General features: G+C 73.2%; 24 protein-coding genes and 2 riboswitches. Of the genes, 15 read left to right on the top strand and 9 right to left on the bottom strand.

Annotated elements, in window-relative coordinates:
• Positions 1-13 precede the first annotated feature (13 nt).
• The 6 genes from ftsR to V6U81_RS19835 all read left to right on the top strand — a co-directional run bounded on the left by ftsR (position 14) and on the right by V6U81_RS19835 (position 5,640).
• Positions 14-712 carry a transcriptional regulator FtsR gene (ftsR, locus tag V6U81_RS19860; RefSeq protein ID WP_334491351.1) on the top strand — a complete coding sequence of 233 codons (699 nt, stop codon included), beginning with the start codon at positions 14-16 and terminating at the stop codon, positions 710-712.
• Positions 713-891: 179 nt separating this feature from the next.
• Positions 892-1,356, top strand: a complete 465-nt coding sequence (locus V6U81_RS19855; protein WP_088979125.1) for a bifunctional nuclease family protein — start codon at positions 892-894, stop codon at positions 1,354-1,356.
• A 196-nt stretch (positions 1,357-1,552) separates the two neighbouring features.
• Entirely contained in the window at positions 1,553-2,143 is a 591-nt protein-coding gene (locus tag V6U81_RS19850) for a MerR family transcriptional regulator (protein ID WP_334491350.1), read from the top strand.
• Positions 2,144-2,594: 451 nt separating this feature from the next.
• A complete protein-coding gene (locus V6U81_RS19845; protein ID WP_334491349.1) occupies positions 2,595-3,767 on the top strand; it encodes a nitric oxide synthase oxygenase in 1,173 nt (390 codons plus the stop codon).
• Positions 3,768-3,769: 2 nt separating this feature from the next.
• Positions 3,770-4,999 (top strand): globin domain-containing protein, encoded by a 1,230-nt coding sequence (locus V6U81_RS19840; RefSeq protein WP_334491348.1) that lies wholly within the window; start codon positions 3,770-3,772, stop codon positions 4,997-4,999.
• Complete coding sequence (locus V6U81_RS19835; RefSeq protein WP_334491347.1) at positions 4,996-5,640, top strand: hypothetical protein; 645 nt, start codon at positions 4,996-4,998, stop codon at positions 5,638-5,640. The genes V6U81_RS19840 and V6U81_RS19835 overlap by 4 nt, the downstream gene beginning before the upstream one ends.
• Here the strand turns inward: V6U81_RS19835 and V6U81_RS19830 are convergent.
• A complete protein-coding gene (locus V6U81_RS19830) occupies positions 5,637-6,293 on the bottom strand; it encodes an NAD(P)H-binding protein (RefSeq protein WP_334491346.1) in 657 nt (218 codons plus the stop codon). The two genes, V6U81_RS19835 and V6U81_RS19830, sit on opposite strands and share 4 nt — an antisense overlap.
• A gap of 116 nt (positions 6,294-6,409) precedes the next feature.
• On the opposite strand from V6U81_RS19830, the gene V6U81_RS19825 reads away from it, so the two are divergent.
• Both V6U81_RS19825 and gcvP read left to right on the top strand, forming a co-directional pair.
• Complete coding sequence (locus tag V6U81_RS19825; protein WP_334491345.1) at positions 6,410-7,297, top strand: NAD-dependent protein deacetylase; 888 nt, start codon at positions 6,410-6,412, stop codon at positions 7,295-7,297.
• Positions 7,298-7,351: 54 nt separating this feature from the next.
• Positions 7,352-7,450: riboswitch (glycine riboswitch) on the top strand.
• Positions 7,451-7,522: 72 nt separating this feature from the next.
• Positions 7,523-10,345, top strand: coding sequence for an aminomethyl-transferring glycine dehydrogenase (gene gcvP, locus V6U81_RS19820; RefSeq protein ID WP_334491344.1), 2,823 nt, complete (start codon positions 7,523-7,525; stop codon positions 10,343-10,345).
• A gap of 121 nt (positions 10,346-10,466) precedes the next feature.
• Here the strand turns inward: gcvP and V6U81_RS19815 are convergent, their stop codons facing one another.
• Positions 10,467-10,667, bottom strand: a complete 201-nt coding sequence (locus V6U81_RS19815) for a DUF5999 family protein (RefSeq protein ID WP_200214490.1) — start codon at positions 10,665-10,667, stop codon at positions 10,467-10,469.
• A 123-nt stretch (positions 10,668-10,790) separates the two neighbouring features.
• Between V6U81_RS19815 and V6U81_RS19810 the strand changes: the two genes are divergently transcribed.
• The 4 genes from V6U81_RS19810 to def all read left to right on the top strand — a co-directional run bounded on the left by V6U81_RS19810 (position 10,791) and on the right by def (position 14,392).
• Positions 10,791-11,990: a chorismate-binding protein gene (locus V6U81_RS19810; protein WP_334491343.1), complete on the top strand. Its 1,200-nt coding sequence runs from the start codon at positions 10,791-10,793 to the stop codon at positions 11,988-11,990.
• 65 nt (positions 11,991-12,055) lie between these two features.
• Positions 12,056-13,027 (top strand): AraC-like ligand-binding domain-containing protein, encoded by a 972-nt coding sequence (locus V6U81_RS19805; protein ID WP_334491342.1) that lies wholly within the window; start codon positions 12,056-12,058, stop codon positions 13,025-13,027.
• A gap of 49 nt (positions 13,028-13,076) precedes the next feature.
• Positions 13,077-13,832: a TetR/AcrR family transcriptional regulator gene (locus V6U81_RS19800; RefSeq protein WP_334491341.1), complete on the top strand. Its 756-nt coding sequence runs from the start codon at positions 13,077-13,079 to the stop codon at positions 13,830-13,832.
• Positions 13,833-13,882: 50 nt separating this feature from the next.
• Positions 13,883-14,392: a peptide deformylase gene (def, locus tag V6U81_RS19795; RefSeq protein WP_334491340.1), complete on the top strand. Its 510-nt coding sequence runs from the start codon at positions 13,883-13,885 to the stop codon at positions 14,390-14,392.
• Positions 14,393-14,455: 63 nt separating this feature from the next.
• On the opposite strand, the gene V6U81_RS19790 is transcribed toward def, so the two are convergent.
• From V6U81_RS19790 to V6U81_RS19780, 3 genes are all read right to left on the bottom strand, one after another.
• Positions 14,456-16,036, bottom strand: a complete 1,581-nt coding sequence (locus V6U81_RS19790) for a VWA domain-containing protein (RefSeq protein WP_334491339.1) — start codon at positions 16,034-16,036, stop codon at positions 14,456-14,458.
• A 94-nt stretch (positions 16,037-16,130) separates the two neighbouring features.
• A complete protein-coding gene (locus tag V6U81_RS19785; RefSeq protein ID WP_334491338.1) occupies positions 16,131-16,961 on the bottom strand; it encodes a GNAT family N-acetyltransferase in 831 nt (276 codons plus the stop codon).
• Positions 16,962-16,965: 4 nt separating this feature from the next.
• Positions 16,966-17,322, bottom strand: a complete 357-nt coding sequence (locus tag V6U81_RS19780) for a winged helix-turn-helix transcriptional regulator (RefSeq protein WP_334491337.1) — start codon at positions 17,320-17,322, stop codon at positions 16,966-16,968.
• A gap of 98 nt (positions 17,323-17,420) precedes the next feature.
• Between V6U81_RS19780 and V6U81_RS19775 the strand changes: the two genes are divergently transcribed.
• Positions 17,421-18,035: a malonic semialdehyde reductase gene (locus V6U81_RS19775; protein WP_334491336.1), complete on the top strand. Its 615-nt coding sequence runs from the start codon at positions 17,421-17,423 to the stop codon at positions 18,033-18,035.
• 33 nt (positions 18,036-18,068) lie between these two features.
• Here the strand turns inward: V6U81_RS19775 and V6U81_RS19770 are convergent, their stop codons facing one another.
• Positions 18,069-18,842, bottom strand: a complete 774-nt coding sequence (locus V6U81_RS19770; RefSeq protein ID WP_334491335.1) for a sulfite exporter TauE/SafE family protein — start codon at positions 18,840-18,842, stop codon at positions 18,069-18,071.
• A gap of 195 nt (positions 18,843-19,037) precedes the next feature.
• Here V6U81_RS19770 and V6U81_RS19765 point away from each other — a divergent pair, with 195 nt between their 5' ends.
• Positions 19,038-19,817, top strand: a complete 780-nt coding sequence (locus V6U81_RS19765) for an endonuclease/exonuclease/phosphatase family protein (protein WP_334491334.1) — start codon at positions 19,038-19,040, stop codon at positions 19,815-19,817.
• A gap of 37 nt (positions 19,818-19,854) precedes the next feature.
• Here V6U81_RS19765 and V6U81_RS19760 read toward each other — a convergent pair whose 3' ends face one another.
• Together V6U81_RS19760 and V6U81_RS19755 are read right to left on the bottom strand one after the other, a co-directional pair.
• The gene (locus V6U81_RS19760) at positions 19,855-20,745 is read right to left on the bottom strand and encodes a bifunctional 5,10-methylenetetrahydrofolate dehydrogenase/5,10-methenyltetrahydrofolate cyclohydrolase (protein WP_334491333.1); all 891 of its coding nucleotides are present in this window, start codon (positions 20,743-20,745) and stop codon (positions 19,855-19,857) included.
• A gap of 13 nt (positions 20,746-20,758) precedes the next feature.
• Positions 20,759-20,840, bottom strand: a riboswitch (ZMP/ZTP riboswitch).
• On the bottom strand, positions 20,839-21,774 hold the full coding sequence (locus V6U81_RS19755) for a hypothetical protein (RefSeq protein WP_334491332.1): 936 nt from the start codon (positions 21,772-21,774) through the stop codon (positions 20,839-20,841). (Overlaps the previous riboswitch by 2 nt.)
• 135 nt (positions 21,775-21,909) lie before the next feature.
• On the opposite strand from V6U81_RS19755, the gene V6U81_RS19750 reads away from it, so the two are divergent.
• Positions 21,910-22,518: a dihydrofolate reductase family protein gene (locus V6U81_RS19750; protein ID WP_334491331.1), complete on the top strand. Its 609-nt coding sequence runs from the start codon at positions 21,910-21,912 to the stop codon at positions 22,516-22,518.
• A gap of 97 nt (positions 22,519-22,615) precedes the next feature.
• On the opposite strand, the gene V6U81_RS19745 is transcribed toward V6U81_RS19750, so the two are convergent.
• A complete protein-coding gene (locus V6U81_RS19745) occupies positions 22,616-23,620 on the bottom strand; it encodes a tyrosine-type recombinase/integrase (RefSeq protein ID WP_334491330.1) in 1,005 nt (334 codons plus the stop codon).
• Between the last annotated feature and the right edge of the window lie 91 nt (positions 23,621-23,711).

Raw genomic sequence — 23,711 nt, 5'->3', positions numbered from 1 at the left:
GTCGCACCCGCTGATGAGTATCGGCGAGGTGCTGGGTCAGTTGCGGGTGGAGTTCCCGGACGTCACCATCTCGAAGTTGCGCTTCCTCGAGGCCGAGGGTCTGGTGGAGCCGCAGCGGACGGCGGCGGGTTACCGGAAGTACAGCTGGGACGACGTTGCCCGGCTGCGGTTCGTGTTGACCGCGCAGCGGGATCAGTATCTGCCGTTGCGGGTGATCCGTGACCAGTTGGCGGAGTGGGACTCCGGCGGTGGGGCGCCGGGGCGGCCGCGGCCGACGTTGGTGGCGGTGGGTCCTGGTGGTGAGGTGCCGGGCCGGTCGGTGGACGAGCCCGAGTCGTCGCAGGTGCGGCTCGGGCGGGCCGATCTGGTGGCGCGCAGTGGCATCGACGAGTCGACGTTGGGCGAGTTGGAGCGGCTGGGTGTGCTGGTGCCGGATCCGCCGGGTTGGTACGACGCGGACGCGTTGATCATCGCGCGGGCGGTGGCGGGGTTGGCGGCGTACGGCTTGGAGCCGCGGCATCTGCGGGCGTACCGGTCGGCGGCGGATCGTGAGATCGGTCTGTTCGCGCAGTTGGTGGCGCCGTTGGCGCGGCAGAGTGATCCGGCGGCGCGGGCGCGGGCGGCGGAGACGGCGCGGGAGTTGGTGGCGTTGTCGCAGCAGTTGCACGCGGCGTTGGTGCGGGTGGGGTTGCGGTCGACGTTGGGTCGGTGAGCCGGCCGGTGTGGTGTTGTGCGGAAAGATCTGCCCCGGGGAGCGTGCCGTAGGCTTGCCGGGGTAACCCCTTTCTGGCGCGGGGCGTGGTGCTGGTGCGCATGGGACGACCGTGTCGCGGTCCGTGTACCGTGCAGGGAAGGGCGCGGTGCGTAGGTGACGACGACACGGAGGCGGCGGTGCGCGAGCTGAGCGTGGTCGGAGTTCGGGTGGAGCTGCCCAGCAACCAGCCGATCGTCCTGCTCAGGGAGGTCGAGGGGGACCGCTATCTGCCGATCTGGATCGGCGCGGTCGAGGCCACGGCCATCGCTTACGAGCAGCAGGGGGTCAAGCCGGCCCGGCCGTTGACGCATGATCTGTTGCGGGATGTGCTGGCGGCGTTGAAGGCGCCGTTGCGGGCGGTGGAGATCACCGAGTTGAAGGAGAACGTCTTCTACGCGGATCTGCTGCTGGGCGACGGGGTGCGGGTGTCGGCCCGGCCCAGTGATTCCATCGCGTTGGCGTTGCGGGTCGGTGCGCCGATTCGTTGTGCGGAGCAGGTCCTCAGCGAGGCGGGGATCGTGATTCCCGACGAGCAGGAGGACGAGGTGGAGAAGTTCCGCGAGTTCCTGGACCAGGTGCGTCCGGAGGATTTCGCCGGCTGAGTGCCGATCCTTCTCGGTGGCCGGAGCGGTCACGGTGAGTGACCTTCCGATGGGTGTGGTGGTTCGTCGTGTCGTGGCGCGGCGTGTCGCGCCCCTTTCTCCGCGGTAACTCCTGAGCACGGCGATAGGGTTGCCGTGTCGAGGGGTGCACGTTCCGGAAACGACGTGTCACCGCACTGACGGGGAGGTTGTCGGGATGCACGAGCCGCGGGATCCTGAGCCAGGTGTGGAGCGGGGCGAGCCGGGTGCGGTGCCGCCGCCGGTGGCGACTGACGGTGACGGTTCGGTCGGTTATCGGGGTGTGACGGCCTGCCATGCGGTGGGGATCAGCTACCGCCAGTTGGACTACTGGGCGCGCACGGCGCTGGTGGTGCCGAGTGTGCGGGACGCGTCGGGGTCGGGGACGCAGCGGTTGTACTCGTTCCGGGACCTGGTGGTGCTGAAGGTCGTGAAGCGGTTGCTGGATGCCGGGGTGTCCCTGCAGAACATCCGGAAGGCGATCGAGGCGTTGCGGTCGCGTGGGGTGGAGGATCTGGCGGGGATCACGCTGATCTCGGACGGTACGACGGTGTACGAGTGCCGGTCGCCGGAGGAGGTTGTCGACCTGTTGCAGGGGGGCCAGGGCGTGTTCGGCATCGCGATCGGTGGGGCGTTCAAGGAGATCCAGGGTTCGTTGTCGCATCTGCCGGCGGAGCCGGCAACGGCGGCCGGTCCGGCGCCGGAGTCGGAGTCGGACGTGGTGGGTGACGAGTTGGCGGCGCGGCGGGCGCGGCGTCGCGCGGGTTGACGTTGTCGTTGTTCAGGGCGCCGCGGGCCGGGTGGTTCGCGGCGCTTTCGTGTGTGCGGACTCGCCCGGGTTGTCGGTCTTGATGCTGGCGGGTGGTGGGGTGTTCGGGCCCGGGCGCGGGACGCCCGCAGGCACGGTCCATTGTGAACACTCCCGCGTGGAGTCATCTTGTTGACAGTTGTGTTCTTCCCAGGAATCCTGTGCAAGGCGATCACCACGAAGCCGGTTCGTCACTCTCAGTGATGTCCGGTGGTGGTGTCGAGCTGATGCGCGGAGGACGGTGCGGGGGTCGCACCGGAGTCTGCCGGAGGACGGGGAAACGAGCGAAGTGCACATTGATCACCATGTTGGCCTTCCCTCCGTACGGGCCGGCAGCGCCGTCGCCGAGCATTCCGATGTCGCCGGTTGTCCGGTCACGGGCGCCCCGGGCCGGCGGGAGCCGCACGGCGCGGTGCCCGTCGTCGGGCCGGTGGACGACATCGCCGACGAGGCCGAGGAGTTCCTCGCGCTGTACCACGACGAGCGGAGGCTGCCCGGGCTGGCGGCACGGTTGGCGGAGGTCCGCGAGGAGATCGCGCTGACCGGGTCGTACCGGCACACCCGCGACGAGCTGGTCCACGGCGCGAAGGTGGCGTGGCGGCAGTCGGCGCGGTGCGTGGGGCGAATCCGGTGGGCGGGGTTGAAGGTGCGCGACCGCCGGCACGTGGCGACGGTGGCGGGGATCGTGCGGGAGCTGGCGGCGCACCTGGCGGCCGGGGACAACGGCGGGCGGATCCAGTCGGTGATGACGGTGTTCGCGCCGGACCGTCCGGGGGTGGGTCCGCGGGCGCGGATCTGGAACGACCAGTTGGTGCGCTACTGCGGGCACCGGCTGGACGACGGCGCGGTGCTGGGTGACCCGGCGCAGGTGGGGATGACGGAGGCGGCGACGCGGTTGGGTTGGCGGCCGCCGCCGGTGCCGGGGCGGTTCGACCTGCTGCCGTGGGTCATCGAGACGGCGCACGAGGATCCGACGGTGGTGGACGTGCCGCGGGAGCTGGTGCGGGAGGTGGCGTTGAGCCACCCGAGCTATCCCTGGTTCGCGGATCTGATGCTGCGCTGGCACGCGCTGCCGGTGATCAGCAACATGCGGATGCGCGTCGGTGGGGTGGACTACAGCTGTGCCCCGTTCAACGGTCACTACCTGGGCGACGAGATCGGCACCCGCAACATGGGCGACCGGGAGCGCTACGACCAGTTGCGGGTGGTGGCGGCGGCGTTGGGCCTGGACACCGACCAGGAGGACACGCTGTGGCGGGAGCACGCGGTGCTGGTGATCAACCAGGCGGTGCTGCACTCGTTCAAGGTGGCCGGGGTGCGGGTGTCGGATCCGCACACCGAGTCGGAGCTGTTCATGAAGTTCTGCGAGCAGGAGGAGCGGGCGGGGCGGGCGGTGCACGGGGACTGGTCGTGGCTCAACGGCAGCGTGGGTTGGGCGGCGTTGCACGCGGTGCACCACCGCTACTACGACACCAACGTGCCCAACCCGAATCTCTGGCAGACTATCCGCGCCTACGACCCCAGCGGCGTGGTGGAGCTGACTCTGCGGGAGCGTCACGACATCGCCCGCGCGCAGGAGGACTGACGATGGACAACGCGGCGCTGCGCCAGAGTTGGAGCCAGTTCTCCGCCGCCGGCCCGGAGGCGGCCAAGTACTTCTACGCCACGCTGTTCATGGTGGCGCCGGAGGCGCGGTCGATGTTCCCGACGAACATGCAGTACCAGGAGGACAAGCTCCTGGCGGCGCTCGGGCACATCATCACCAATCTGGACGATGCGAGCGCGTTGACGTCGTTCACCCAGCGGCTGGGCGCCGACCACCGCCGGTTCCACGGCGAGGACCAGCGCGGCAATCCGGTGATGCTGGGGGAGCGGCACTACATCTGGGTGGGGCAGGCGCTGCTGACCACTTTGGAGCGGTTCCTCGGGCCGCACTGGACGCCGGCGTTGAGGGCCGAGTGGGCGGCGGCCTACGAGGCGGTGGCGAAGCTGATGCTGGCCGGTGCGGCGGAGGCGGAGCGCAGCTCGCCGCCGTACTGGGAGGCGGAGGTGCTGGGCGCGGAGCGGCGGCGCTCGGACGTGGCCGTGTTCACGGTGCGCCCGAACTACCTGTGCAACTACCTGCCGGGGCAGTCGTTGCCGGTGCAGGTGCCGCAGCTGCGGACGTGGCGGTACCTGTCGCCGGCGAACGCGCCGCGGGCGGACGGGACGATCGAGTTCCACGTGCGGGCCACCGGCCGGTTCTCCACTCATCTGGTGCGCAAGCTGCGCGCCGGTGACCGGCTGCTGCTGGGCCATCCGACGGGTACGGCGCTGTCGTCGTACGACCGGTCGCCGCACCTGCCGCTGCTGCTGATCGCCGGGGGTACCGGTCTGGCGCCGCTGCGGGCGGTCATCGAGGCGTTGCAGCAGGGTTCGGGGCGGCGCACCACCCTGGTGGTGGGCGGTCGTACCCCGGACGACCTGTACGACGACACCGCGTTGGCGCAGCTCGCGTCGATGCCACCCGCGGCGGCCTGGCAGAACGGCGGCGCGGGCTGGCTGCGGTACGTGCCCACGGTGGAGACGGGTTGGGGTTGGCAGGGCGCGATCGGCAAGGCCGCTGACACGGCGGTGCGGCTGGGCCCGTGGGGGGACACCGAGGTACTGGTGTGCGGCAGCCCGGAGATGATCCGGGAGACCATCACGGTTCTGGGTCGCTCGGGTGTGCAGCCCGAGCAGATCCTGACGGAGAGCTACGATCACTCCCTCTACCCGCCCCTCGCCGAGGCCGGCGCCGCTGCCCCGCGCGACTTCAGCTGGACAGGTGCCCGATGAGCATCGACCACACCGACCGCATCTCCATGTCTCCGCTGGGCGACCAGGGGGAGGTGGGGCGGCAGCTCTCCATGTTGGAGGCCCGACGGTTCCGGGGCAGTCACTGGTTGTCCGCCGAAGAGGTGGCCGATGTGATCCGCTCGGCCGACGACCGGATCTCGTTGCTGCTCAACGAGTTGGAGCGGCAAAAGCGGGAGAACCAGGGGCTGCTCAGCCAGGTGGAGATGCTGCGGCACGGCACGCTGCCCAGCAGCGCGCCGCAGGGGCCCGATCCGATGGCCGTGGAGTTGGCGATGCGGGCCCAGGACGAGGCGAACCGGACCATCGGTGAGGCCAGCGCGGAGGGTGCGGAGATCATCGCCGACGCCCGCCGGCAGGCCGACGAGATCCTCGCCGAGGCGCATCGGCGCGCCGGTGACCTGGGCGCTCCCGGCCAGGTGGCCGGCGCGTCGCACGATCTGCAGCGCAACCTGCAGCAGTTGGAGGAGCGGCACGCCGCAGCGCTGGCGGCGGTGGCGGCGGCGCAGCAGCAGTTGAGCCGCTGGCAGGCGTACCTGACGGCGCAGTCGGACCAGCTGCGGGCGGACGCGGCCGCGGCGGGTGGGGCCAGCGCGCAGCTGCGGGCGGTCCTGGGCGGCTAGCCGGCGACGGCGCCGACCGCGTCGGCGATCGGGGTTTCGCCGCCGACGAGTTCCAGGACCTGGCCCCGGCTGGCCGGGTGGTAGAGCAGCGCGACGACGACCCGGGCGACGTCGGTGCGGGTGACCGCGCCGCGGGTGGCCCGCTGGGCGAGCGTGATCCGGCCCGTGGGCGGGTCGTCGGTGAGCCGGCCGGGTCGCAGCACCGTCCAGTCCAGGTCCCGGGCGCGGATGTCGTCCTCGGCGGCCTTCTTGGCGCGCAGGTACGCCGCCCACACCTCGTCGGTGCCCGGGGCTGGCGCGTCGTCCACGCCCATGGAAGAGATCAGCAGGTAGCGGCGTACCCCGGCGGCCTGGGCGGCGTCGGCGAGCAGCACCGCGGCGGCCCGGTCGACGGTGTCCTTGCGGGCGGCGCCGCTGCCCGGGCCGGCGCCGGCGGCGAAGACGACCGCGTCGGCGCCGGTGAGGTGCCCGGCGATCTCGTCGACGCCGGCGTGTTCCAGATCGGTCAGCACCGGGTGGGCGCCGAGGGCGTGCAGCGCGGCGGCGTGCGCGGGGTTGCGGATCAGGCCGACGGCGGCGTCGCCGCGGCCGGCGAGTTCCCGCTCCAGCAGTTGGGCGATCTTGCCGTGTCCTCCGGCGATGACGACGCGCATACCTGCCAACCTAGCCCGCCGGGCCCCGGTGGGGTGCCCGGTCGCGGTGGGCCGGCGCGACGACCGTCACGGCGCAGCGGTCGCCGCCGGTGGGGTCGCTGAGGCAGCATGGACGGGTGACGGAGACGATCGACGCGCTGGCCGGCCTGGTGGCCGGCGGTGGTGTCGTGGTGCTGAGCGGGGCGGGGCTGTCCACGGAGTCGGGCATTCCCGACTACCGGGGGCCCAGCGGCGCGGCCCGCCGGCACAGCCCGATGACCTACCAGACGTTCACCCGCGACCCGCTCGCCCGGCGGCGCTACTGGGCGCGCAGCCACCTGGGGTGGCGGATGATCGCCCGGGCGGCGCCCAACGACGGGCACCGGGCGGTGGCCCGGTTGCAGTCCGCCGGCCTGGTCGACGGGGTGATCACCCAGAACGTCGACGGGCTGCACACCGCGGCGGGCAGCCCGGGGGTGGTGGAGCTGCACGGCCGCCTCGACGAGGTGGTCTGCCTGGACTGCGGCAACCGCACCTCCCGGGAGGAGCTGGACCGGCGGCTGCGCGAGGCCAACCCGGGCTTCGACGCTGCGGCCGGGGCGGTGAACCCCGACGGTGACGTGGAGCTCGACGACGATCAGGTGGCCGGGTTCCGCGTCGTCGACTGCACGTTCTGCGGCGTCGGCATGCTGAAGCCGGACGTGGTGTTCTTCGGCGAGACGGTGCCCGCGCCGCGGGTGTCGCGCTGCTTCGCGATGGTCGGCGGGGCGCGGCTGCTGCTGGTGCTCGGTTCGTCGTTGACGGTGATGTCGGGCCGCCGGTTCGTGCTGCGCGCCGCGAAACTGGACATCCCGGTCGTCATCGCCAACCAGGGGCCGACCCGTGGCGACCCGTACGCCGCGTTGACCCTCGACGCGCCGTTGGGGCGGCTGCTGCCGGCCCTGGCCGACCGGGTCCGCGCCGGTGCCGCGCCGGCGGCGGGTGAGGGCGCGGTGCCGGCGGGAGCGGCCCCCGTCGCCCTGTGACGGGGTACGACATCTGCCGGAAACGGTGACGCTGGTAGCGTTGACGGTGCCGGTACCACCCACGCGGGAGAGACCGCCCAGCAGCATCCGGGCGGCGCCGAAGGGGCAGCTTCCTCCCCGGAACCTCTCAGGCAAAAGGACCACGTGGGCAGGCACTGTGGAGCGCTTGCGCGTGACTCAGGGGGAGGCCGACTTGTCGACCTCGCCCCTGTAGGAGCGCCGCTCATGACCGCAGAGCAGTTCGCCGACCGTCACATCGGCCCCGACCCGGCCGACGAGCGCCGGATGCTGGAGGCCGTCGGCTACGGCTCGATCGACGAGCTGATGGACGCGGCGATCCCCGAGGTGATCCGCTGGCACGGCACCCTGGACCTGCCCGCCCCGGCCAGCGAGCAGGAGGCGATCGCCGAGCTGCGCGCGTTGGCCGCCCGCAACACCGTCGCCGTGTCGATGATCGGGTTGGGCTACCACGGCACGCACACCCCGGCGGTGATCCGGCGCAACGTGCTGGAGGACCCGGCCTGGTACACGGCGTACACGCCGTACCAGCCGGAAATCAGCCAGGGCCGGTTGGAGGCGCTGCTGAACTTCCAGACCATGGTCACCGACCTGACCGGCCTGGCCACCGCGAACGCCTCGATGCTCGACGAGGGCACCGCCGCGGCCGAGGCGATGACGCTGGCCCGCCGCGCGTCGAAGAGCAAGAGCCCGGCGTACGTCGTCGACGCCGACGCCCTGCCGCAGACCATCGCCGTGATCGCCAGCCGGGCCGAGCCGCTCGGCATCGAGGTGCGGGTGCTCGACCTGGACGCCGACGAGCTGCCGGGCGAGTTCTTCGGCCTGCACCTGCAGTACCCGGGCGCGTCCGGGGCGGTACGCGACCACGCGCCGCTGGTGCGGGCCGCGCACGCCGCCGGGGCGCTGGTCACCGTCGCCGCGGACCTGCTGGCGTTGACCCTGCTGCGCGCCCCCGGTGAGATCGGCGCGGACATCGCCGCCGGCACCACCCAGCGCTTCGGCGTACCGATGGGCTTCGGTGGGCCGCACGCCGGCTACCTGGCGGTGCGCGCCGGCCTGGAGCGGATGCTGCCCGGCCGCCTCGTGGGGGTGTCCCGCGACGCCGACGGCAACCCCGCCTACCGGCTGGCGTTGCAGACCCGCGAGCAGCACATCCGCCGGGAGAAGGCGACCAGCAACATCTGCACCGCGCAGGTCCTGCTGGCGGTGATGGCCGGCATGTACGCCGTCTACCACGGCCCGGACGGGCTGCGGGAGATCGCCCGGCGTACCCACGACCACGCGGCGCGGCTCGCGGCCGGGCTGCGCGCCGGCGGCGTCGAGGTCGCCGACGTGGCGTTCTTCGACACGGTGACGGTGAGGGTGCCCGGCCGGGCCGCCGAGGTGGTCGCGGCCGCCGCCGAGCGGCGGGTGAACCTGCGCCTGGTCGACGCCGACCGGGTGGGGATCTCCTGCGACGAGACCACCACCGGGGCGCACCTGAACGCGGTGTGGGCGGCGTTCGGGGTGGACCCGGTGGCCGGCGAGGTGGACGCGGCGCTGCCGCGGGAGCTTCGTCGCACCTCGGACTTCCTCACCCACCCGGTGTTCCGCACCCACCACTCGGAGACGGCGATGCTGCGCTACCTGCGCCGGCTGTCGGACTTCGACTACGCGCTGGACCGGGGCATGATCCCGCTCGGGTCGTGCACGATGAAGCTCAACGCCACCACCGAGATGGAGCCGGTGAGCTGGCCGGAGTTCGCGCACATCCACCCGTTCGCGCCGGACGCGCAGACCGCCGGGTACCGGGAGATGATCGCCCAGCTGGAGGGGTGGCTGGCGGAGGTGACCGGCTACGACGCGGTCAGCGTGCAGCCCAACGCCGGTTCGCAGGGTGAGCTGGCGGGGCTGCTGGCCATCCGGTCCTACCACGCCTCCCGGGGCGCGGGGCACCGGGACGTGTGCCTGATCCCGTCGTCGGCGCACGGCACCAACGCGGCGTCCGCGGTGATGGCCGGCATGCGGGTGGTCGTGGTCGGCTGCGACGCCGACGGCAACGTCGACCTGGTCGACCTCGACGCGAAGATCGACAAGCACCGCGACGCCCTCGCGGCGATCATGGTGACCTACCCGTCGACCCACGGGGTGTACGAGACGGGCATCGCGCAGCTCTGCGCGAAGGTCCACGACGCCGGCGGGCAGGTGTACGTCGACGGGGCGAACCTCAACGCCCTCGTCGGCTTCGCCAAGCCGGGGAAGTTCGGCGCGGACGTGTCGCACCTGAACCTGCACAAGACGTTCTGCATCCCGCACGGCGGCGGCGGCCCGGGCGTCGGTCCGGTGGCGGTACGCGCGCACCTGGCGCCGTTCCTGCCGGGCGACCCGCTCGGCTCGCACGTCGACGCGCAGCCGGCCATCTCCGCGGCGAAGTACGGCTCGGCGGGGATCCTGCCGATTCCGTGGGCGTACCTGCGGATGATGGGCGCCGAGGGGCTGTCCCGGGCCACCGGGGTGGCGGTGCTGGCGGCGAACTACGTGGCGGCGCGGCTGCGCGGGCACTTCCCGGTGCTGTACGCCGGCAACAAGGGCCTGGTGGCGCACGAGTGCATCCTGGACCTGCGGCCGCTGAGCAAGGCCACCGGGGTGAGCGTCGACGACGTGGCGAAGCGGCTGATCGACTACGGCTTCCACGCCCCGACGATGTCGTTCCCGGTGGCGGGGACGCTGATGGTGGAGCCGACCGAGAGCGAGGACCTGGCCGAGCTGGACCGCTTCTGCGACGCCATGATCGCCATTCGGGCGGAGATCGACACGGTGGGCGCCGGAGAGTGGCCGGCAGGGGACAACCCCCTGGCCAACGCGCCGCACACCGCGGCGATGGTCAGCGGCGACTCGTGGCCGCACCCGTATCCGCGGTCGGTGGGGGCGTACCCGGGGTCGGTGGACCGGATGGCGAAGTACTGGCCGCCGGTGCGGCGCATCGACGGCGCGTACGGCGACCGGAACCTGGTCTGCTCGTGCCCGGCGCCGGAGGCGTTCGAGGACTGACCCGTCGCGGGGCCGGGGCGGCCGTCGTGCCGCCCCGGTGGGTCCACCTGGGGAGGGCTTGCCCCGGTTGGGGGACTAGCCTGGTGCGGGGTGACCAGCTCCTGTTACGGAACGTGATCGTTCAGGCGACGAGGGCGTGCCGGGCGGGGCCGCGGTGCGGGGCGATGGTGCTGCCGTCGGGGAGCAGTTCCCCGGTGTCCTCGAAGACGATGACACCGTTACAGAGCAGGCTCCAGCCCTGTTCACGGAAGCAGGCGATGACGCGGGCGGCTTCCCGGTCGGTCGCCTCGGCGGAGGGGCAGGTGGGTTGGTGCAGGCACATCGGGTTCTCCGGACTGTGGGGGCACTGTGTCATGGTTCACATGACCAGTGACGCACAGTACCAAGCGGAAGCGCGCCGAATCGAGCAGGCATCCGTCTTGTTCACCGGAAATCCGCTGAACGGATGAGGAAGAATGGTCCAGACGGCGTGGAAACGCTCCCACAACCGCTGATCGACGTACCGGCGGTGCCGGCGTCCTGCCGCAGCGTGCTCGTCGAACGGGAGCGGTTCGAGTGGCGGGTCACCGACGGTGGCGATCCGGCCGCGCTCGCCCAGGAGTTCCTCACCTCGCACGGGCTCGGCGTCGCCGACCTCGCCCGGCCCGGCCGGCACGACCCGTACGGCGTCTGCGGGGCCGCCCTGCACGTTTCCGCCGCCGCCGGGGCCACCATGGTCGGCGCCCGGCCCGGCGCCCCCACCCCGGCACCGGCGCTGCCCGACCTCGCCGTGGTCGTTTTCGGCCACGGCGCCGCGGCGCCCCGCCCGGCGCCGCCCGCCGCCGACACCGGGACGTGGTGGCTGGGCCCATGGCGGGAGAGCTGGACCGCCGGGCAGCACGCCGACGCCGTCGAGGCCGTCCGTGCCGCCATCGGCCGCGGCGACGTCTACCAGGTCAACGTGGTCGGGCACGCCGCCGCCCGCTACCACGGCGACCCCCGCCCGGCGCTGGCCCGGCTCGCGGCGCTGCCCGGGGCCCGCTACGGCGGCACCCTGCACGGCGACGGCTGGGCCATCGGCTGCGCCTCCCCGGAGACCCTGGTCGAGGTCACCGGCGGCCGGGTGGTCACCCGGCCGATCAAGGGCACCCGCCCGGCCACCGCCGCCGGCCGGCGGGAGCTGCTCGACTCGGCCAAGGAACGCGCAGAGCACGTCATGATCGTCGACCTGGAGCGCAACGACCTGGCCCGGGTGGCCCGCACCGGGTCGGTCCGGGTCGACGAGCTGTTCGCCGTACGCCGCTGGTGCGACCTGTGGCAGGCCGAGTCGACCGTGTCGGCGGCCGTCGCCGACGGTCTGGGCCTGGCCGACCTGCTGCGCGCGGTCTGCCCCGGCGGGTCGGTCACCGGTGCGCCGAAGCTCGCCGCCCTGGACCGGATCGCCGCCCTGGAACCCGTCGGCCGGGGCGCCAGCATGGGCGGGCTCGGCTGGGTCGGCGCCGAGGGCCTCGACCTCGGGCTGACCATCCGCACCGCCGCCGCGGACGCCGACCGGCTGCACGTCTGGGCCGGCGGCGGCATCACCTGGGACAGCGACCCGGCCGCCGAGGTCGCCGAGGCCGCGGCGAAGGCCGCCCCGGTGCGCGCCCTGCTCGCCACCGGCTGACCGACCCTGGGCATCCGGGCGGGCCGGTGCCACAATGGCCGGCACGCGCGAACGGGGGGAGTGCGGTGCTGCGCACCGAGGTGGTGGACACCCGCGGGCTGCCGCCCGCCGAGCGGTTCGACTTCTGGCACCAGCTCGTGGCCCAGGAGACCGCCCCGGCGCACATCAGCAGCGCCCACCTCGACGACTTCGTCGCCGAGGCCCGCGTCGTCGACCTGGGCCGGATCAGGATGACCGCGTTGCGCTATCCGTCGCTGTACTCCATCCGGCCCGAGCGGCTGGTCCGCCAGCACGACGCCGAGGTCTACCAGTTGGCCCTGCCCACCGCCGGGCGCAGCGTACTGAGCCAGGATCGACGGCAGGCCGGGATGGAGCCGGCGGAGTTCACCCTGCTCGACGTCTCCCGCCCACACGTGGCCGTCCACGACGCGGTGGGCGCCGGCCTGGCGGCCACCATCACCGTGCAGATCCCGCACCGGGAACTGCCGATCCCCCCGGACCGGGTACGCCGGCTGCTCGCCACCCGGATTCCCACCGACGCCGGCATCGCCGCGCTGGCCGCCCAGTACCTGCGGCGCATCGCCGCCCACCCCGAGCAGTACCACCTCGCCGACGCGCCGGCGCTCGCCGCGGTCGCCCTGGACCTGATCTCGGCCACCCTGGCCCGGCAGCTCGACGGGGAGCCGCGGCTGCCGGTCGAGGTACGGCAGAACGCCACCCGCGCCGAGGTCACCGCGTTCGTCGAGCGGCACCTCGCCGACCGGGAGCTCACCCCGGCGGCGGTGGCCGCGGCCCACCACCTGTCGCTGCGCGCCCTGCACCGGCTCTTCGCCGACGCCGACCTCGGCGTCGCCGCGTTGATCCGCACCCGACGGCTGGAGCGCTGCCGCCGCGACCTGGCCAACCCGCTGCTGGCCGACCAGCCGGTGCAGGTCATCGCCGCCCGCTGGGGCTTCGCCGACAAGGCGCACTTCAGCCGGCTGTTCCGCGCCACCTACGGGCAGTCGCCGCGGGCGTACCGGTCCACCCGACCCTGACCGGGCGCCGCAGCCGCAGCCGTACGCCACCGGTCCGTAGGGTGGCGGCATGACCGTCGAGTACAGCGGCACCGGGGACCCCGCGCGCAGCCTCGCCCTGCTCTGGCGCACCAGCGAGAAGCCCAGCCGCCGGGGCGGCGACCTGAGCGTGGACCGGATCGTGCGGGCCGCGATCGAGGTGGCCGACACCGAGGGGCTGGCCGCGCTGTCCATGCGCCGCGTCGCCGAGCGGCTCGGCGTGGGCACCATGTCGCTCTACACGCACGTGCCGGGCAAGGGTGAGCTGCTCGACGTCATGCTCGACACCGTCTACGGCGAGACGGCCCGCCCGCGGGAGGTCCCGGGCGGCTGGCGGGCCCGCCTGGAGCAGATCGCCCGGGAGAACTGGGCGCTCTACCTGCGGCATCCCTGGCTGCTGCAGGTGGCCACCACCCGCCCGCCGCTGGGCCCCAACGTGACCGCCAAGTACGACTACGAGCTGCGCGCCGTCGAGGGGATCGGCCTGACCGACCTGGAGATGGACGCGGTCGTCACCCTCGTCGACGGCTACGTCCACGGCGCGGTGCGCGGCGCGGTGGAGGCCGCCCAGGCCGCCCAGCGCACCGGGATGACCGACGAGCAGTGGTGGCGGGCGCACGCCCCCTACCTGGAGCAGGCGATGGACCCGCGACGGTTCCCCACCGCCGCCCGGGTCGGCGCCGCCGCCGGTCAGGAGTACCAGGGGCCCTCGGACCCGGCGCGGGCCTTCGAGTTCGGGCTGGCCCGCATCCTCGACGGGGTGGCCGTGCTGATCGCCGACCGGTGACCGCCGGGGTGGGGCCGCCGCCGCCGTAACGCCCGGATAGCCTTCTGCACATGACCGTACGCCCGATCCGGATCATCGGTGATCCCGTGCTGCGCACCGCCTGTGAGCCGGTGACCAGCTTCGACGCCGAGTTGCAGACCCTCGTCGACGACCTGATGGACACGCTGCTCGGCGCGCCCGGGCGCGCCGGGGTGGCCGCCCCGCAGATCGGCGTGGGCGCGCAGGTCTTCGTCTACGACGCCGACGGGCACCGTGGGCACATGGTCAACCCGAGCATCGAGTTGTCCGAGGAGTCGCAGGACGACGACGAGGGCTGCCTGTCGATCCCCGGGCTGTACTTCCCGACCTCCCGCGCGATGCACGCCACGGTGCGCGGCTTCGACCGGCACGGGGAGCCGTTGACCATCTCCGGCAGCGGCTTTCTGGCCCGGGCCCTGCAGCACGAGACCGATCACCTCGCCGGCCGGCTCTACGTCGACACCCTGCGGGGGGAGGTGCGGCGTCGGGCCCTGCGCGAGGTGCGCGCCGGCCGCTTCGACTCGCCCAGCCGGCGCCGCTGACCCACCCCGTACGCGGGACGGGGGTGACCGGCGTGCCGGCCACCCCCGCGACTCACGCTCGGGTCACTTCGGCGGCGGCGCCACCAGGCAGGTCGCCGTGGACTTGTTGCCGTAGTCGTCCACGGCGGTGATCAGGGCGTCACCGCGCAGGGTGACCTTGTAGTCGATGTCGCCGGTGCCGTCCTTGACCCTGGACTGGGCGCCCGGCGCCTGCACCAGCTTGATCTTGGTGCCGGCGGGGAACGGGCCGAACGTGACCGTCGGGTCGGCGGCGTCGGCGATGAAGACCTGCACCGCCGTGTCGACGATGTCGGTCGCGGTGAGCTGGTAGAACCCGTCCGGGTTGTACGAGCCGGGGGTGTTGTCCCCGCTCGGGTTGTTCGTCGGCACGCACTGGGTGACCGGCGCGGTGGTGTCGACCACCCGCATCACCGCGGTGTCGCTGCCGGTGTTGCCGGCCGCGTCGGTGGCCGAGCAGGTGACCGTGGTGGCCCCCAGCGGGAACGTGCCGCCCGACGGCGGCGCGCAGGTCGGGGTGAGCGGGCCGTCGACGTTGTCGGTGGCCGTGGCCGGGTAGTTGATCACCGCTCCGGCGGGGCTGGTCGCCTCGACGGTCCTGTCGTCGACGACCACCACCGGCGGGGTGACGTCGTTGACGGTGACGGCGATCTGCTCCACGAACGCCGGCCCGCCGGACAGGCCGTTGAGCAGGAAGTCGACGGTGCAGTGCAGGGTTGCTCCCTGCGTCGCGTCGCCGGCGACCGTGATGGTCTCGGCGAACGGCACGTCGGTGCCGCTCTGCTGGGTGCGCGAGGCGGCGTCGAAGGTGACGGTCAGCCCCGGGTCGCAGGAGGTCACGGTCGGGGTGACGGTGACGTCGAGGTCCCGCAGGCCACTGAGGATGGCCGCGGTGACCGTGTCCGGGGCACTGTCGACCAGTTGGCCGCCGGTCGCGCCGGTGACCGCGGTGGCCTGACCGGTGACGTCGAGGCCGGGACCGCTGCCCTCGCCGGTGACGCTGACCGCCAGCACCTTGGCCTCGTCGGCCTGCAGGGCCGCCGTGGCCTGGGCGAGGGTGTGCCCGGCGCTCGGGTCGTGGCTGGGCGCGTCGCCGATCAGGACCACCAGACGGCTGCTGCCGGAGCGGTAGGCGATCGCGCCGTCGGAGACCTGGAACAGCGCGTTCACCCACGCCTCCGGCTCGTCCCCGCCGCCGCCGGCGGCGAGGCCGTTGACCGCGGTCTGCAGGGCGGTGGCGTCGCCGGTGAGGTTCTGCCGGACCCGGAACAGCTCCGCGCCGTCGCCCTCGTCCCGGTAGGAGGCCACCGCGAACTGCGCGCCCGGCTGCACCCCCCGGACGTTGCTGATGACCTGCTGGAGGTTGGTCTGCACGTCGTCGATCGGGTCGTGCATGCTGCCGGTGGTGTCGACCAGCAGCACGATGTCGGGCTTGGGCGGGATCGGCGGGGTGTGTACGACCTTGCTGATCGGGATGGCCGTGCCCGGGTTCGCGCTGCGGTCCACGGTGGCCGGGTCGACGCCCGGTGCGGCGACGGCCGGGGCGGCCGCCACGGTGACCAGCGCCGTCGTGGCGGCGGCGATGACCGCCCACCGACTCCGGCGCTGTCCTGCGCTGATTGCCATACGTACTCCTTCGGCTCCGCCGCGTGATGACGCGGCCTCTGCCGGGAGACGCTAGGGGGCCGCGGACCCGCGGCCGGTCCGACATCGGCCCAGGTCAGGGTCGGGTTGTTGACCCGGCGTGGCGGCTGGACATGGCAGACTCCCGTGCGCGATCGAAAGCGGTCAGGGGGTGTTCGCCGAAGTCGGCCACCCGGGTGAAGCCGAGCCGTTCGTAGAGGCGCACGGCGGCGGTGTTGTCTGCCTTGACGTTGAGCGTGACGTGGTCGACGTGCGGGCGCAGCCGGGCGCAGAGCGCGGCGACCGCGGCCGCGGCGTGGCCCTGCCCGCGTACCCGGGGGTGGGTGGTGACGTTGCCCAGCGCGGCGACCCGGTACGCGGGCGAGTACACGTGCACCCCGGCCACGGCCACCAGGTCACCGCCGTGCCGGATCCCGACGTACTGGCCGGTGTCGAGCATCCGCGGGTCGAACCAGTTGCCCGGGTAGGCGGCGGCGTAGAGGGCGCGTAGGGCCGGGAGGTCGGCACGGCCGAGCACGTCGCCGACCGGGGTGACGGTGGCCAGCCGGGCCGGGTCGGTCAGGGCCATCCGGTGGTGCGGGCCGCCACCGGGCTCGACGGCGTACCAGCGGCCCAGCACCTCCAGCAGGCCGGGGGAGAGGTGGGCGTAGACCCGGGTCGGCAGCATCGGGGCCAGGTCGGCCAGCAGGGCCGCCATCTCCGGCAGGTCGTCCGGGGCGGCGAAGGCGAGCAGCACCGGCGGCGTCACCCCGTGGTAGAGCAACGCGACCTGGTCGCCTCGGCGGAACCACGAGGTGTACGGCCAGAAGAAGTCGTCCAGATCGCCCAGCTGGTAGGCGTGCAGCACCGGGTCGCGGCGCAGCAGGGCAGCCAGGGCCTCCCGGTCGTGTTCGGCGCGGACCGGCATCGGGTCAGCAGCCCCCGGCCGGCTCGGCGGGCAGGTTCTCGTCGGCCCAGCGCGCCAGCGCGTCGAGGGCGGGCAGCAGCGCGGCCCCGCGTTCGGTGAGCCGGTAGCTGACCCCCAGCGGCGGGCCCTCCCGGACGGTGCGGCTGACCAGGCCGACCCGGGCCAGCTCACCCAGCCGGTCGGACAGCACCGACTCGCTGATCCCGGGCAGCGCCCGGGTGAGGTCGGCGAAACCGGCCGGACCGTGCGACAGGGTGCCGAGGATCACCCCGTTCCACCGCTTGCCGAGGAACGCGAAGGCCCGGGTCAGGCCCCCGGGACAGGCGCGGGGTCCGCCGTCGGCCGGGGGGCAGGCAGTCATGCGACCAGCATACGTGGTCCTACCATCGCGTTAGATACTTCTAAAAAGCTAGCTGCTACCGTTGCAGCAGCACCTTTCCCGCGAGTCGGAGGAAACCGATGACCGACGTTCTGCCCGAGCACCTGATCACCCTGAGCCCCGAGGCCCAGGCCCAGCTGTTCACCGAGGCCCGCACCGCGAACACCTTCACCGACCAGCCGGTCGACGACGCCCAGCTGCGCGCCATCTTCGACCTGGTCAAGTACCCGCCGACCGCGATGAACATCCAGCCCCTACGGGTGCTGTTCGTCCGCCCCGGCTCCGGCCGCGACCGGCTGCTCACCCACGTCGCCGAGGGCAACCGGGCCAAGACCGCCACCGCCCCGGTGGTCGCCGTGCTCGCCGCCGACACCGACTTCCACGAGCACCTGGACACCGTGTTCCCGATCCGCCCCGGCATGCGCGAACACTTCGCCGGCGACCCGGCCGGCCGGGAGCAGATGGCCCGGTTCAACGCCGGCCTCCAGGTCGGCTACTTCCTGCTCGGCGTGCGCGCCGCCGGCCTGGCCGCCGGCCCGATGGGCGGCTTCGACACCGCCGGCGTCGACAAGGAATTCTTCGCCGACACCGGCTGGAAGTCCCTGCTGCTGGTCAACATCGGCCACCCCGGACCGGACGCCTGGTACCCCCGGCTGCCGCGCCTCGGCTACGACGACGTGGCCCGACACGCCTGACCCGCCCACGGCCGGCCGGCCGGGCGATCCCGCTCAGCCGGCCAGCCACTGGTCGTAACCCAGCTTCGCCACCAGCGCCAGCACCACCACCAGCAGCACCACCCGCACGAAACCCGCGCCCCGGCGCAACGCCATCCGCGCCCCCAGCACCGCCCCGGCGATGTTGCACACCGCCATCGCCGCGCCCAACAGCCACCACACGTGCCCGGTCGCCGCGAACACCACCAACGCGCCCAGGTTCGTCCCGGCGTTGACCACCTTCGCCATCGCCGAACCGTGCACGAAATCCGCCCCCACCAGGGCGGTGAACGCCACCACCAGGAACGTGCCCGTACCCGGCCCGATCAGCCCGTCGTACAGGGCGATGCCCACCCCGGCCACCGCCACCGCCGCGGTCACCCGCAACCGGGTACGCCGCCCCGGCACCGCCACCACCCCCAACCGGGGCCGCAACACCACGAACAGCGCCACCGACACCAGCACCAGCAGCACCACCGGCCGGTACGCCCCCGCCGGCACCGCACCCGCCAACGCCGCGCCCACCCCCGCGCAGAGCACCGCCAGACCCGCCGACGGCCCCGCCACCGACCAATCGACCTTCGTCCGGCGCGCATACGTCACCGCCGCCGTGGAGGTACCCGCGATCGCCGCCAGCTTGTTCGTGCCCAGGGCAGTTGCCACCGGCACCCCCGGCGCCGCCACCAGCAGCGCCGGCAACAGCAGCAACCCACCCCCACCGACCACCGCATCGACCCAGCCCGCCATGGCGGCCGCGGTGAGCAGGGTAGTCAGCGACAGGGGATCCACGGGCGGCCATTCTTCCCACCCGCCCCGACACACCGCCGCACCCTGTGGCCGACCTCACCGCCGGCCACCGGCCTCAACGCCCCCGACGTCGGCGCAGCCACAACCCCACCGAGGCGACCGCGACGAACAGCAGCACCGAACAGAGCAACGCCTTGACCATCGGGCAACTGTGCCACGGGGACGTAGGGTGCAGGAGTGCGCCTGGCGACCTTCAACCTGCTGCACGGCCGCTCCCTCACCGACGGCCTGGTCGACCCCGACCGGCTCACCACCGCCGTGCGCGCCCTCGACGCCGACGTGCTCGCCCTGCAAGAAGTCGACCGCGACCAGTCACGCAGCGGCAACCTCGACCTCACCGCCATCGCCGCCCGCGCCCTCGACGCCCCCGAACACCGCTTCGCCGCCGCCGTCGTCGGCACCCCCGGCGAACAGTTCCGCCCGCTGCGCCACGACGACGACGGGCACGGCGAACCCTGCTACGGCATCGGCCTGGTCAGCCGCCACCCGGTGCGCTCCTGGCAGGTCACCCGGCTACGCCCCGCACCGGTGCGATCCCCGATCTACGTGCCCGGCACCGGCGGCGGAGTGGTCCTGCTGCGCGACGAACCCCGCGTCGTCCTCGCCGCCGTACTGGACACCCCACACGGCCCACTGACCGTCGCCGCCACCCACCTGTCCTTCGTCCCCGGCTGGAACATCCTCCAACTACGCCGCGTCGTCCGCGCGCTGCGCGCCCTGCCCGCCCCGCGGATCCTGCTCGGCGACCTCAACCTGCCCGCCGGCCCCGCCCAACTGCTGTCCGGCTGGCGGCCACTGGGCCGACGCCCCACCTACCCGGCCGCGGCGCCCCGGGTACAGCTCGACCACGTCCTGGCCGACCGGCAGGGCCTGGACCGGCTACCGCCGGTCACCGCCGTGAACACCCCCCTCTCGACGATCTCCGACCACCGGCCCCTCGTCGTCGACCTCGGCTGACCCACCCCCAACGGCGGAACCGGCCGGCCCCGCCCGCTCAGCCCCGCCCGGCCGCCCCCTGCGCCGCCCGCAGCGCGTTGCGGAACAGCATCGCCACCGTCGTCGGGCCCACCCCGCCGACCCGCGGCGTGATCGCCCCCGCCACCTCCGCGCACGACTCGTCCACGTCCGGCAGCAACCGCCGCCCCTCGTAGCGCACCCCACCGCCGACGACCACCGCGCCCGGCCGCACATGCTCCGGCCGGACGATCCCGGGCACCCCGGCCGCCGCCACCAGGATCTCCGCCCGCCGCGTGTAGCGCGGCCAGTCCGCCACCCCGGTGTGCACCACCGTCACCGCCGCGTTCGCCGTCGGCCGCTTCTGCGCCAGCAACATCGCCAGCGGCCGACCCAACGTGGCACCCCGACCCAGGATCACCACCTCCCGACCGGACACCGGCACCCCGTGGTACGCCAACAGCGCCTCGATCCCCGCCGGCGTGCACGGCAGCGGCCCCGGAAGCCCCAGCGCCAACCGGCCCATGTTCACCGGGTGCATCCCGTCCACGTCCTTGTCCGGGTCGAGGACCTGCAACGCCCGGTCGTAGTCCAGATGCCCCGGGATCGGATACTGCAGCAGCACCCCGTGCACCCGCGCGTCGGCGTTGAAGTCCTCCAGCACCCGGTGCAGGTCCGCCTGCGTCGCCGACGCCGGCAGGTGCACGTGCGGCGACTCGAACCCCAGCTCTGCGGCCTGCCGCTGCTTGATCCGGATGTAGCCGGCACTCGCGTCGTCGTCACCGACCAGCACCGTCGCCAACGCCGGGGTCACCCCGGCCGCCCGCAACGCCGACACACCCTCGGCCACCTCGGTCAGGATCTTCTCCGCCACCGGCTTACCCGGCAGCAGCCGGGCCGTGGTCGTCGTCGCGGAAGGGGAAACAGACATGGCTCACCTCGTCCGCGGAGGCCCAGGCGGTCGACCCCCGCGACGAGCTCCCCGATGGTTGACCCATCCCCGTGCCGCCAGTCGCGTCCGACCTCAGCCTGCCACATCCCGGCAGCGGATCGCATCCGCCACCTCCCACCACCGCGGCAGCCACCCGAGCACCACGTCCACCCGCCGCCGCCGATCCGCCGCGCCCACCGCCCCCACGTCGGCCAGCGCCGCGACGAACGCCGGCCGCAACGCCACCTCCCGCGCCGGCGCGTCCGCCGCCAGGATCGCGTGACAGCGCGCGTACGTCGCCACGACCCAGAACATCGCCTCCCGGTGCGCGCCCGCCGCCACCAACTCCTCCGACCCGTCGACCACCACCGGCCGCGCCGCCGCCGTCACATCCCCGCTGAAGAAGAACGGGGTACGCGCCACCCGCGCCGCCTCGTCGAACGTGCCCGCCAGCGCGGCGATGTGCTCCCGCACCCGCCGCGCACCGGCCGCCCCGTCGGGGAGCAGCCCACCGTCGAGGGTGTCCAGCAGCTCCGGATACCGGTTGGCCAGGCCATGCGCGGCCAGCACCTCCCGCGCCAGCGGGTAACGCCGACGCACCGTCGGATCGCGCAGCGCCGCGACGACCGGCAGCACCGCCGGCAGAGTGGTCGGGAACAGCCACCCCATCACCAGCGTGTGCAGCGGCGCGCCGTTGTCCAGGGCGCGCAGGGCCACCTCGATCCGCTCGCGCACCCCCGCGCAGCGGCGCCGCACCTGCTCCGGGTCGGCGAACCCGGCCGACACCCGGCCCCGGATCCCGGCCAGCCGACCCGTCGGGTCCACGATCACCGTGTCCCTACGGAACGACGGCGCGAACACCCACGACCCCACCACGACCTCCGGCGAACCCAGGTCGTCCCAGGTCAGCGCCGTCACCTCCAGCAGCACCCCCCGGTGACGGAACTTGCCCCGCTTCGCCGCCGGCCCGTCACGCACCACCAGCACGTCCACGTCCGACGACACCGGCAGCGGCGCGTCGTCGGGCAACCCGACCGTCGATCCGCTGAAGAAGGCCCCTCCAGACCCGGATCCTCGCCCGCGCGATGTCGATCCCGGGACGGAGGCGTTCGTGTAGCTGGAGAGAGGCCCGCGAAGGGCTGGCCGCTACGCGAGGAGACCGTCATGGGCAAGGTCGTCGTGGTGCAGAACGTATCGCTCGACGGGGTGATGCAGGCGCCGGGTGGGGCGGACGAAGACGTACGGGGAGGATTCCCGCACGGCGGCTGGGCTCGTCCGTATGCCGACCATGTCATGGCCGAGACGATGGGCAGGAGCATGAGTCAGGACGGCGCGATGCTCTTCGGCCGCCGCACCTACGAACAGTTCCACAGCTTCTGGTCCACGCAGACCGACGGCAACCCGTACACCGAGGTCCTCAACCGCAAGCCCAAGTACGTCGCCTCGCGAACGCTGAGGGAACCACTGCCCTGGCAGAACTCGTCGCTGCTGCACGGCGACGCGACCGACGCCGTGGCCGCGCTCAAGCGCGACGTCGAGGGCACCCTGGTCGTGCTCGGCAGCGGCGAGTTGGTGCGATCGCTGGCCACGGCCGGCCTGGTCGACGTCTACATGCTGTCGATCCACCCACTCACACTCGGCACGGGGACGAAGCTGTTCGCCGACGGCGAGGACGGCTACGCCACGATGGAACTGGCCGACTGCACGCCGACGACAACCGGTGTGATCATCGCGACGTACCGCCCGACCGTCCGAGACAATCATGTGGCATGAGGCCATCCATCAGCCCGACCCGCAGAGGTTCTCGCCCTCGGACACCTGACGGTCGGGCCCTCCAACGAGGGCCCGACACCCGGGAACTCGGCGTACCTCAGGAGTCCTGAGCGGACGGCAGCAACCCGGCCAGCGTCCGGTTCGTCCGGTTGGACCGCACCGCCGCCCGCTGCTGACCCGCCGTCACCTCGATGTACGTCTGCGACGACGCCAACGACGCGTGCCCCAGCAGCCGCATGATCTCCGCCGCGCTCGCCCCGTCCTCGGCCAACCGGGTCGCGAAGGTGTGCCGCAGCGCGTGCAGTCGCGCTCCCTGCGGCACCCGGTCGGTGATCCCGGCCCGCCGGTAGCAGGAGTCCACCAGGTACTGCAGCCCGCCCCGGCGCAGCGGCTCACCCCGCCGGTCCACCAGCAGCGCCGAGTCCGGCCGTACGCTGCGCGACCCGAAGCGGCGACCCCGACTGTCCAGATAGGCGACCAGCACCCGGTCCAGCTCCGGCTCGATCGGCACCACCCGCGGCCGGCCGCCCTTGCCCGCCACGCCCACCCGGCGCTCACCGGCCCGCCCGGACAACGACGAGACCCGCAACGCCAGCAGCTCCGACAGGCGCAGCCCCGCGCAGAGCGCCAGGGCCAGCACCGCCAGGTCCCGCTCCGGCCACGGGTCCCGCTGCCGCTCGTCCTCCCGGGCCGCCGAGGCGAGCAGTTCCTCCGGGGTGTCCTCGCCACGCAGCGGCTTGGGCTGGGGGAGCGGGGCGCGCGGACGCCCGACCGCCGGCATCGGATTGCCCGCCACCACGCCCTCGGCGACCAGGAACGTGAAGAAGCTGTTCCAGGCCGACCAGGCGCGGTGCACCGACGACGCCGCGCGGGGAGCGGCGTACCGGGCGAACGCCGCCCGCATCACCCGGGGGGAGAGGTCCGAGATCATCAGCTCATTGAGGGGGAGGGGAGTGGCGGTGCCCGCATCCACCAGCGCGGCGACGCCGCGGAGATCCCGTCGGTACGCCTCCAGCGTGTGGGGGGAGGGCTTGCGGGTGGCCCGCGCGGTCAGGAACTCCTCGATCAGCGGTCCTACCGATTCGTCCCGTTTGTCATGCATAAGGCATATTATGCATCTTTCTCAGGTTCCGGGCTACCCGCAGAGGAGGGGAGCGGCCAGCGTCCGTCCGAGATGGGGACCCTGCTGCGCC

Source organism: Micromonospora lacuserhaii (genome assembly GCF_036902735.1).
Lineage (GTDB): Bacteria > Actinomycetota > Actinomycetes > Mycobacteriales > Micromonosporaceae > Micromonospora.
Note: the sequence above shows the minus strand (reverse complement) of the source record. Positions and strands in the feature narration are given on the sequence as shown.

Excerpts from the sequence above, each read along its gene's own strand:
- V6U81_RS19830 (WP_334491346.1), bottom strand. The coding sequence starts at position 6,293 with ATGCGCGTCGTCATCGCCGGAGGACACGGCAAGATCGCCCAACTGCTG.
- V6U81_RS19760 (WP_334491333.1), bottom strand. The coding sequence starts at position 20,745 with ATGTCTGTTTCCCCTTCCGCGACGACGACCACGGCCCGGCTGCTGCCG.
- V6U81_RS19810 (WP_334491343.1), top strand. The coding sequence starts at position 10,791 with ATGAGGAAGAATGGTCCAGACGGCGTGGAAACGCTCCCACAACCGCTG.
- V6U81_RS19840 (WP_334491348.1), top strand. The coding sequence starts at position 3,770 with ATGGACAACGCGGCGCTGCGCCAGAGTTGGAGCCAGTTCTCCGCCGCC.
- V6U81_RS19780 (WP_334491337.1), bottom strand. The coding sequence starts at position 17,322 with ATGACTGCCTGCCCCCCGGCCGACGGCGGACCCCGCGCCTGTCCCGGG.
- def (WP_334491340.1), top strand. The coding sequence starts at position 13,883 with ATGACCGTACGCCCGATCCGGATCATCGGTGATCCCGTGCTGCGCACC.
- ftsR (WP_334491351.1), top strand. The coding sequence starts at position 14 with ATGAGTATCGGCGAGGTGCTGGGTCAGTTGCGGGTGGAGTTCCCGGAC.
- V6U81_RS19800 (WP_334491341.1), top strand. The coding sequence starts at position 13,077 with ATGACCGTCGAGTACAGCGGCACCGGGGACCCCGCGCGCAGCCTCGCC.
- V6U81_RS19835 (WP_334491347.1), top strand. The coding sequence starts at position 4,996 with ATGAGCATCGACCACACCGACCGCATCTCCATGTCTCCGCTGGGCGAC.
- V6U81_RS19785 (WP_334491338.1), bottom strand. The coding sequence starts at position 16,961 with ATGCCGGTCCGCGCCGAACACGACCGGGAGGCCCTGGCTGCCCTGCTG.
- V6U81_RS19750 (WP_334491331.1), top strand. The coding sequence starts at position 21,910 with ATGGGCAAGGTCGTCGTGGTGCAGAACGTATCGCTCGACGGGGTGATG.
- V6U81_RS19815 (WP_200214490.1), bottom strand. The coding sequence starts at position 10,667 with ATGTGCCTGCACCAACCCACCTGCCCCTCCGCCGAGGCGACCGACCGG.
- V6U81_RS19850 (WP_334491350.1), top strand. The coding sequence starts at position 1,553 with ATGCACGAGCCGCGGGATCCTGAGCCAGGTGTGGAGCGGGGCGAGCCG.
- V6U81_RS19775 (WP_334491336.1), top strand. The coding sequence starts at position 17,421 with ATGACCGACGTTCTGCCCGAGCACCTGATCACCCTGAGCCCCGAGGCC.
- gcvP (WP_334491344.1), top strand. The coding sequence starts at position 7,523 with ATGACCGCAGAGCAGTTCGCCGACCGTCACATCGGCCCCGACCCGGCC.
- V6U81_RS19790 (WP_334491339.1), bottom strand. The coding sequence starts at position 16,036 with ATGGCAATCAGCGCAGGACAGCGCCGGAGTCGGTGGGCGGTCATCGCC.
- V6U81_RS19745 (WP_334491330.1), bottom strand. The coding sequence starts at position 23,620 with ATGCATGACAAACGGGACGAATCGGTAGGACCGCTGATCGAGGAGTTC.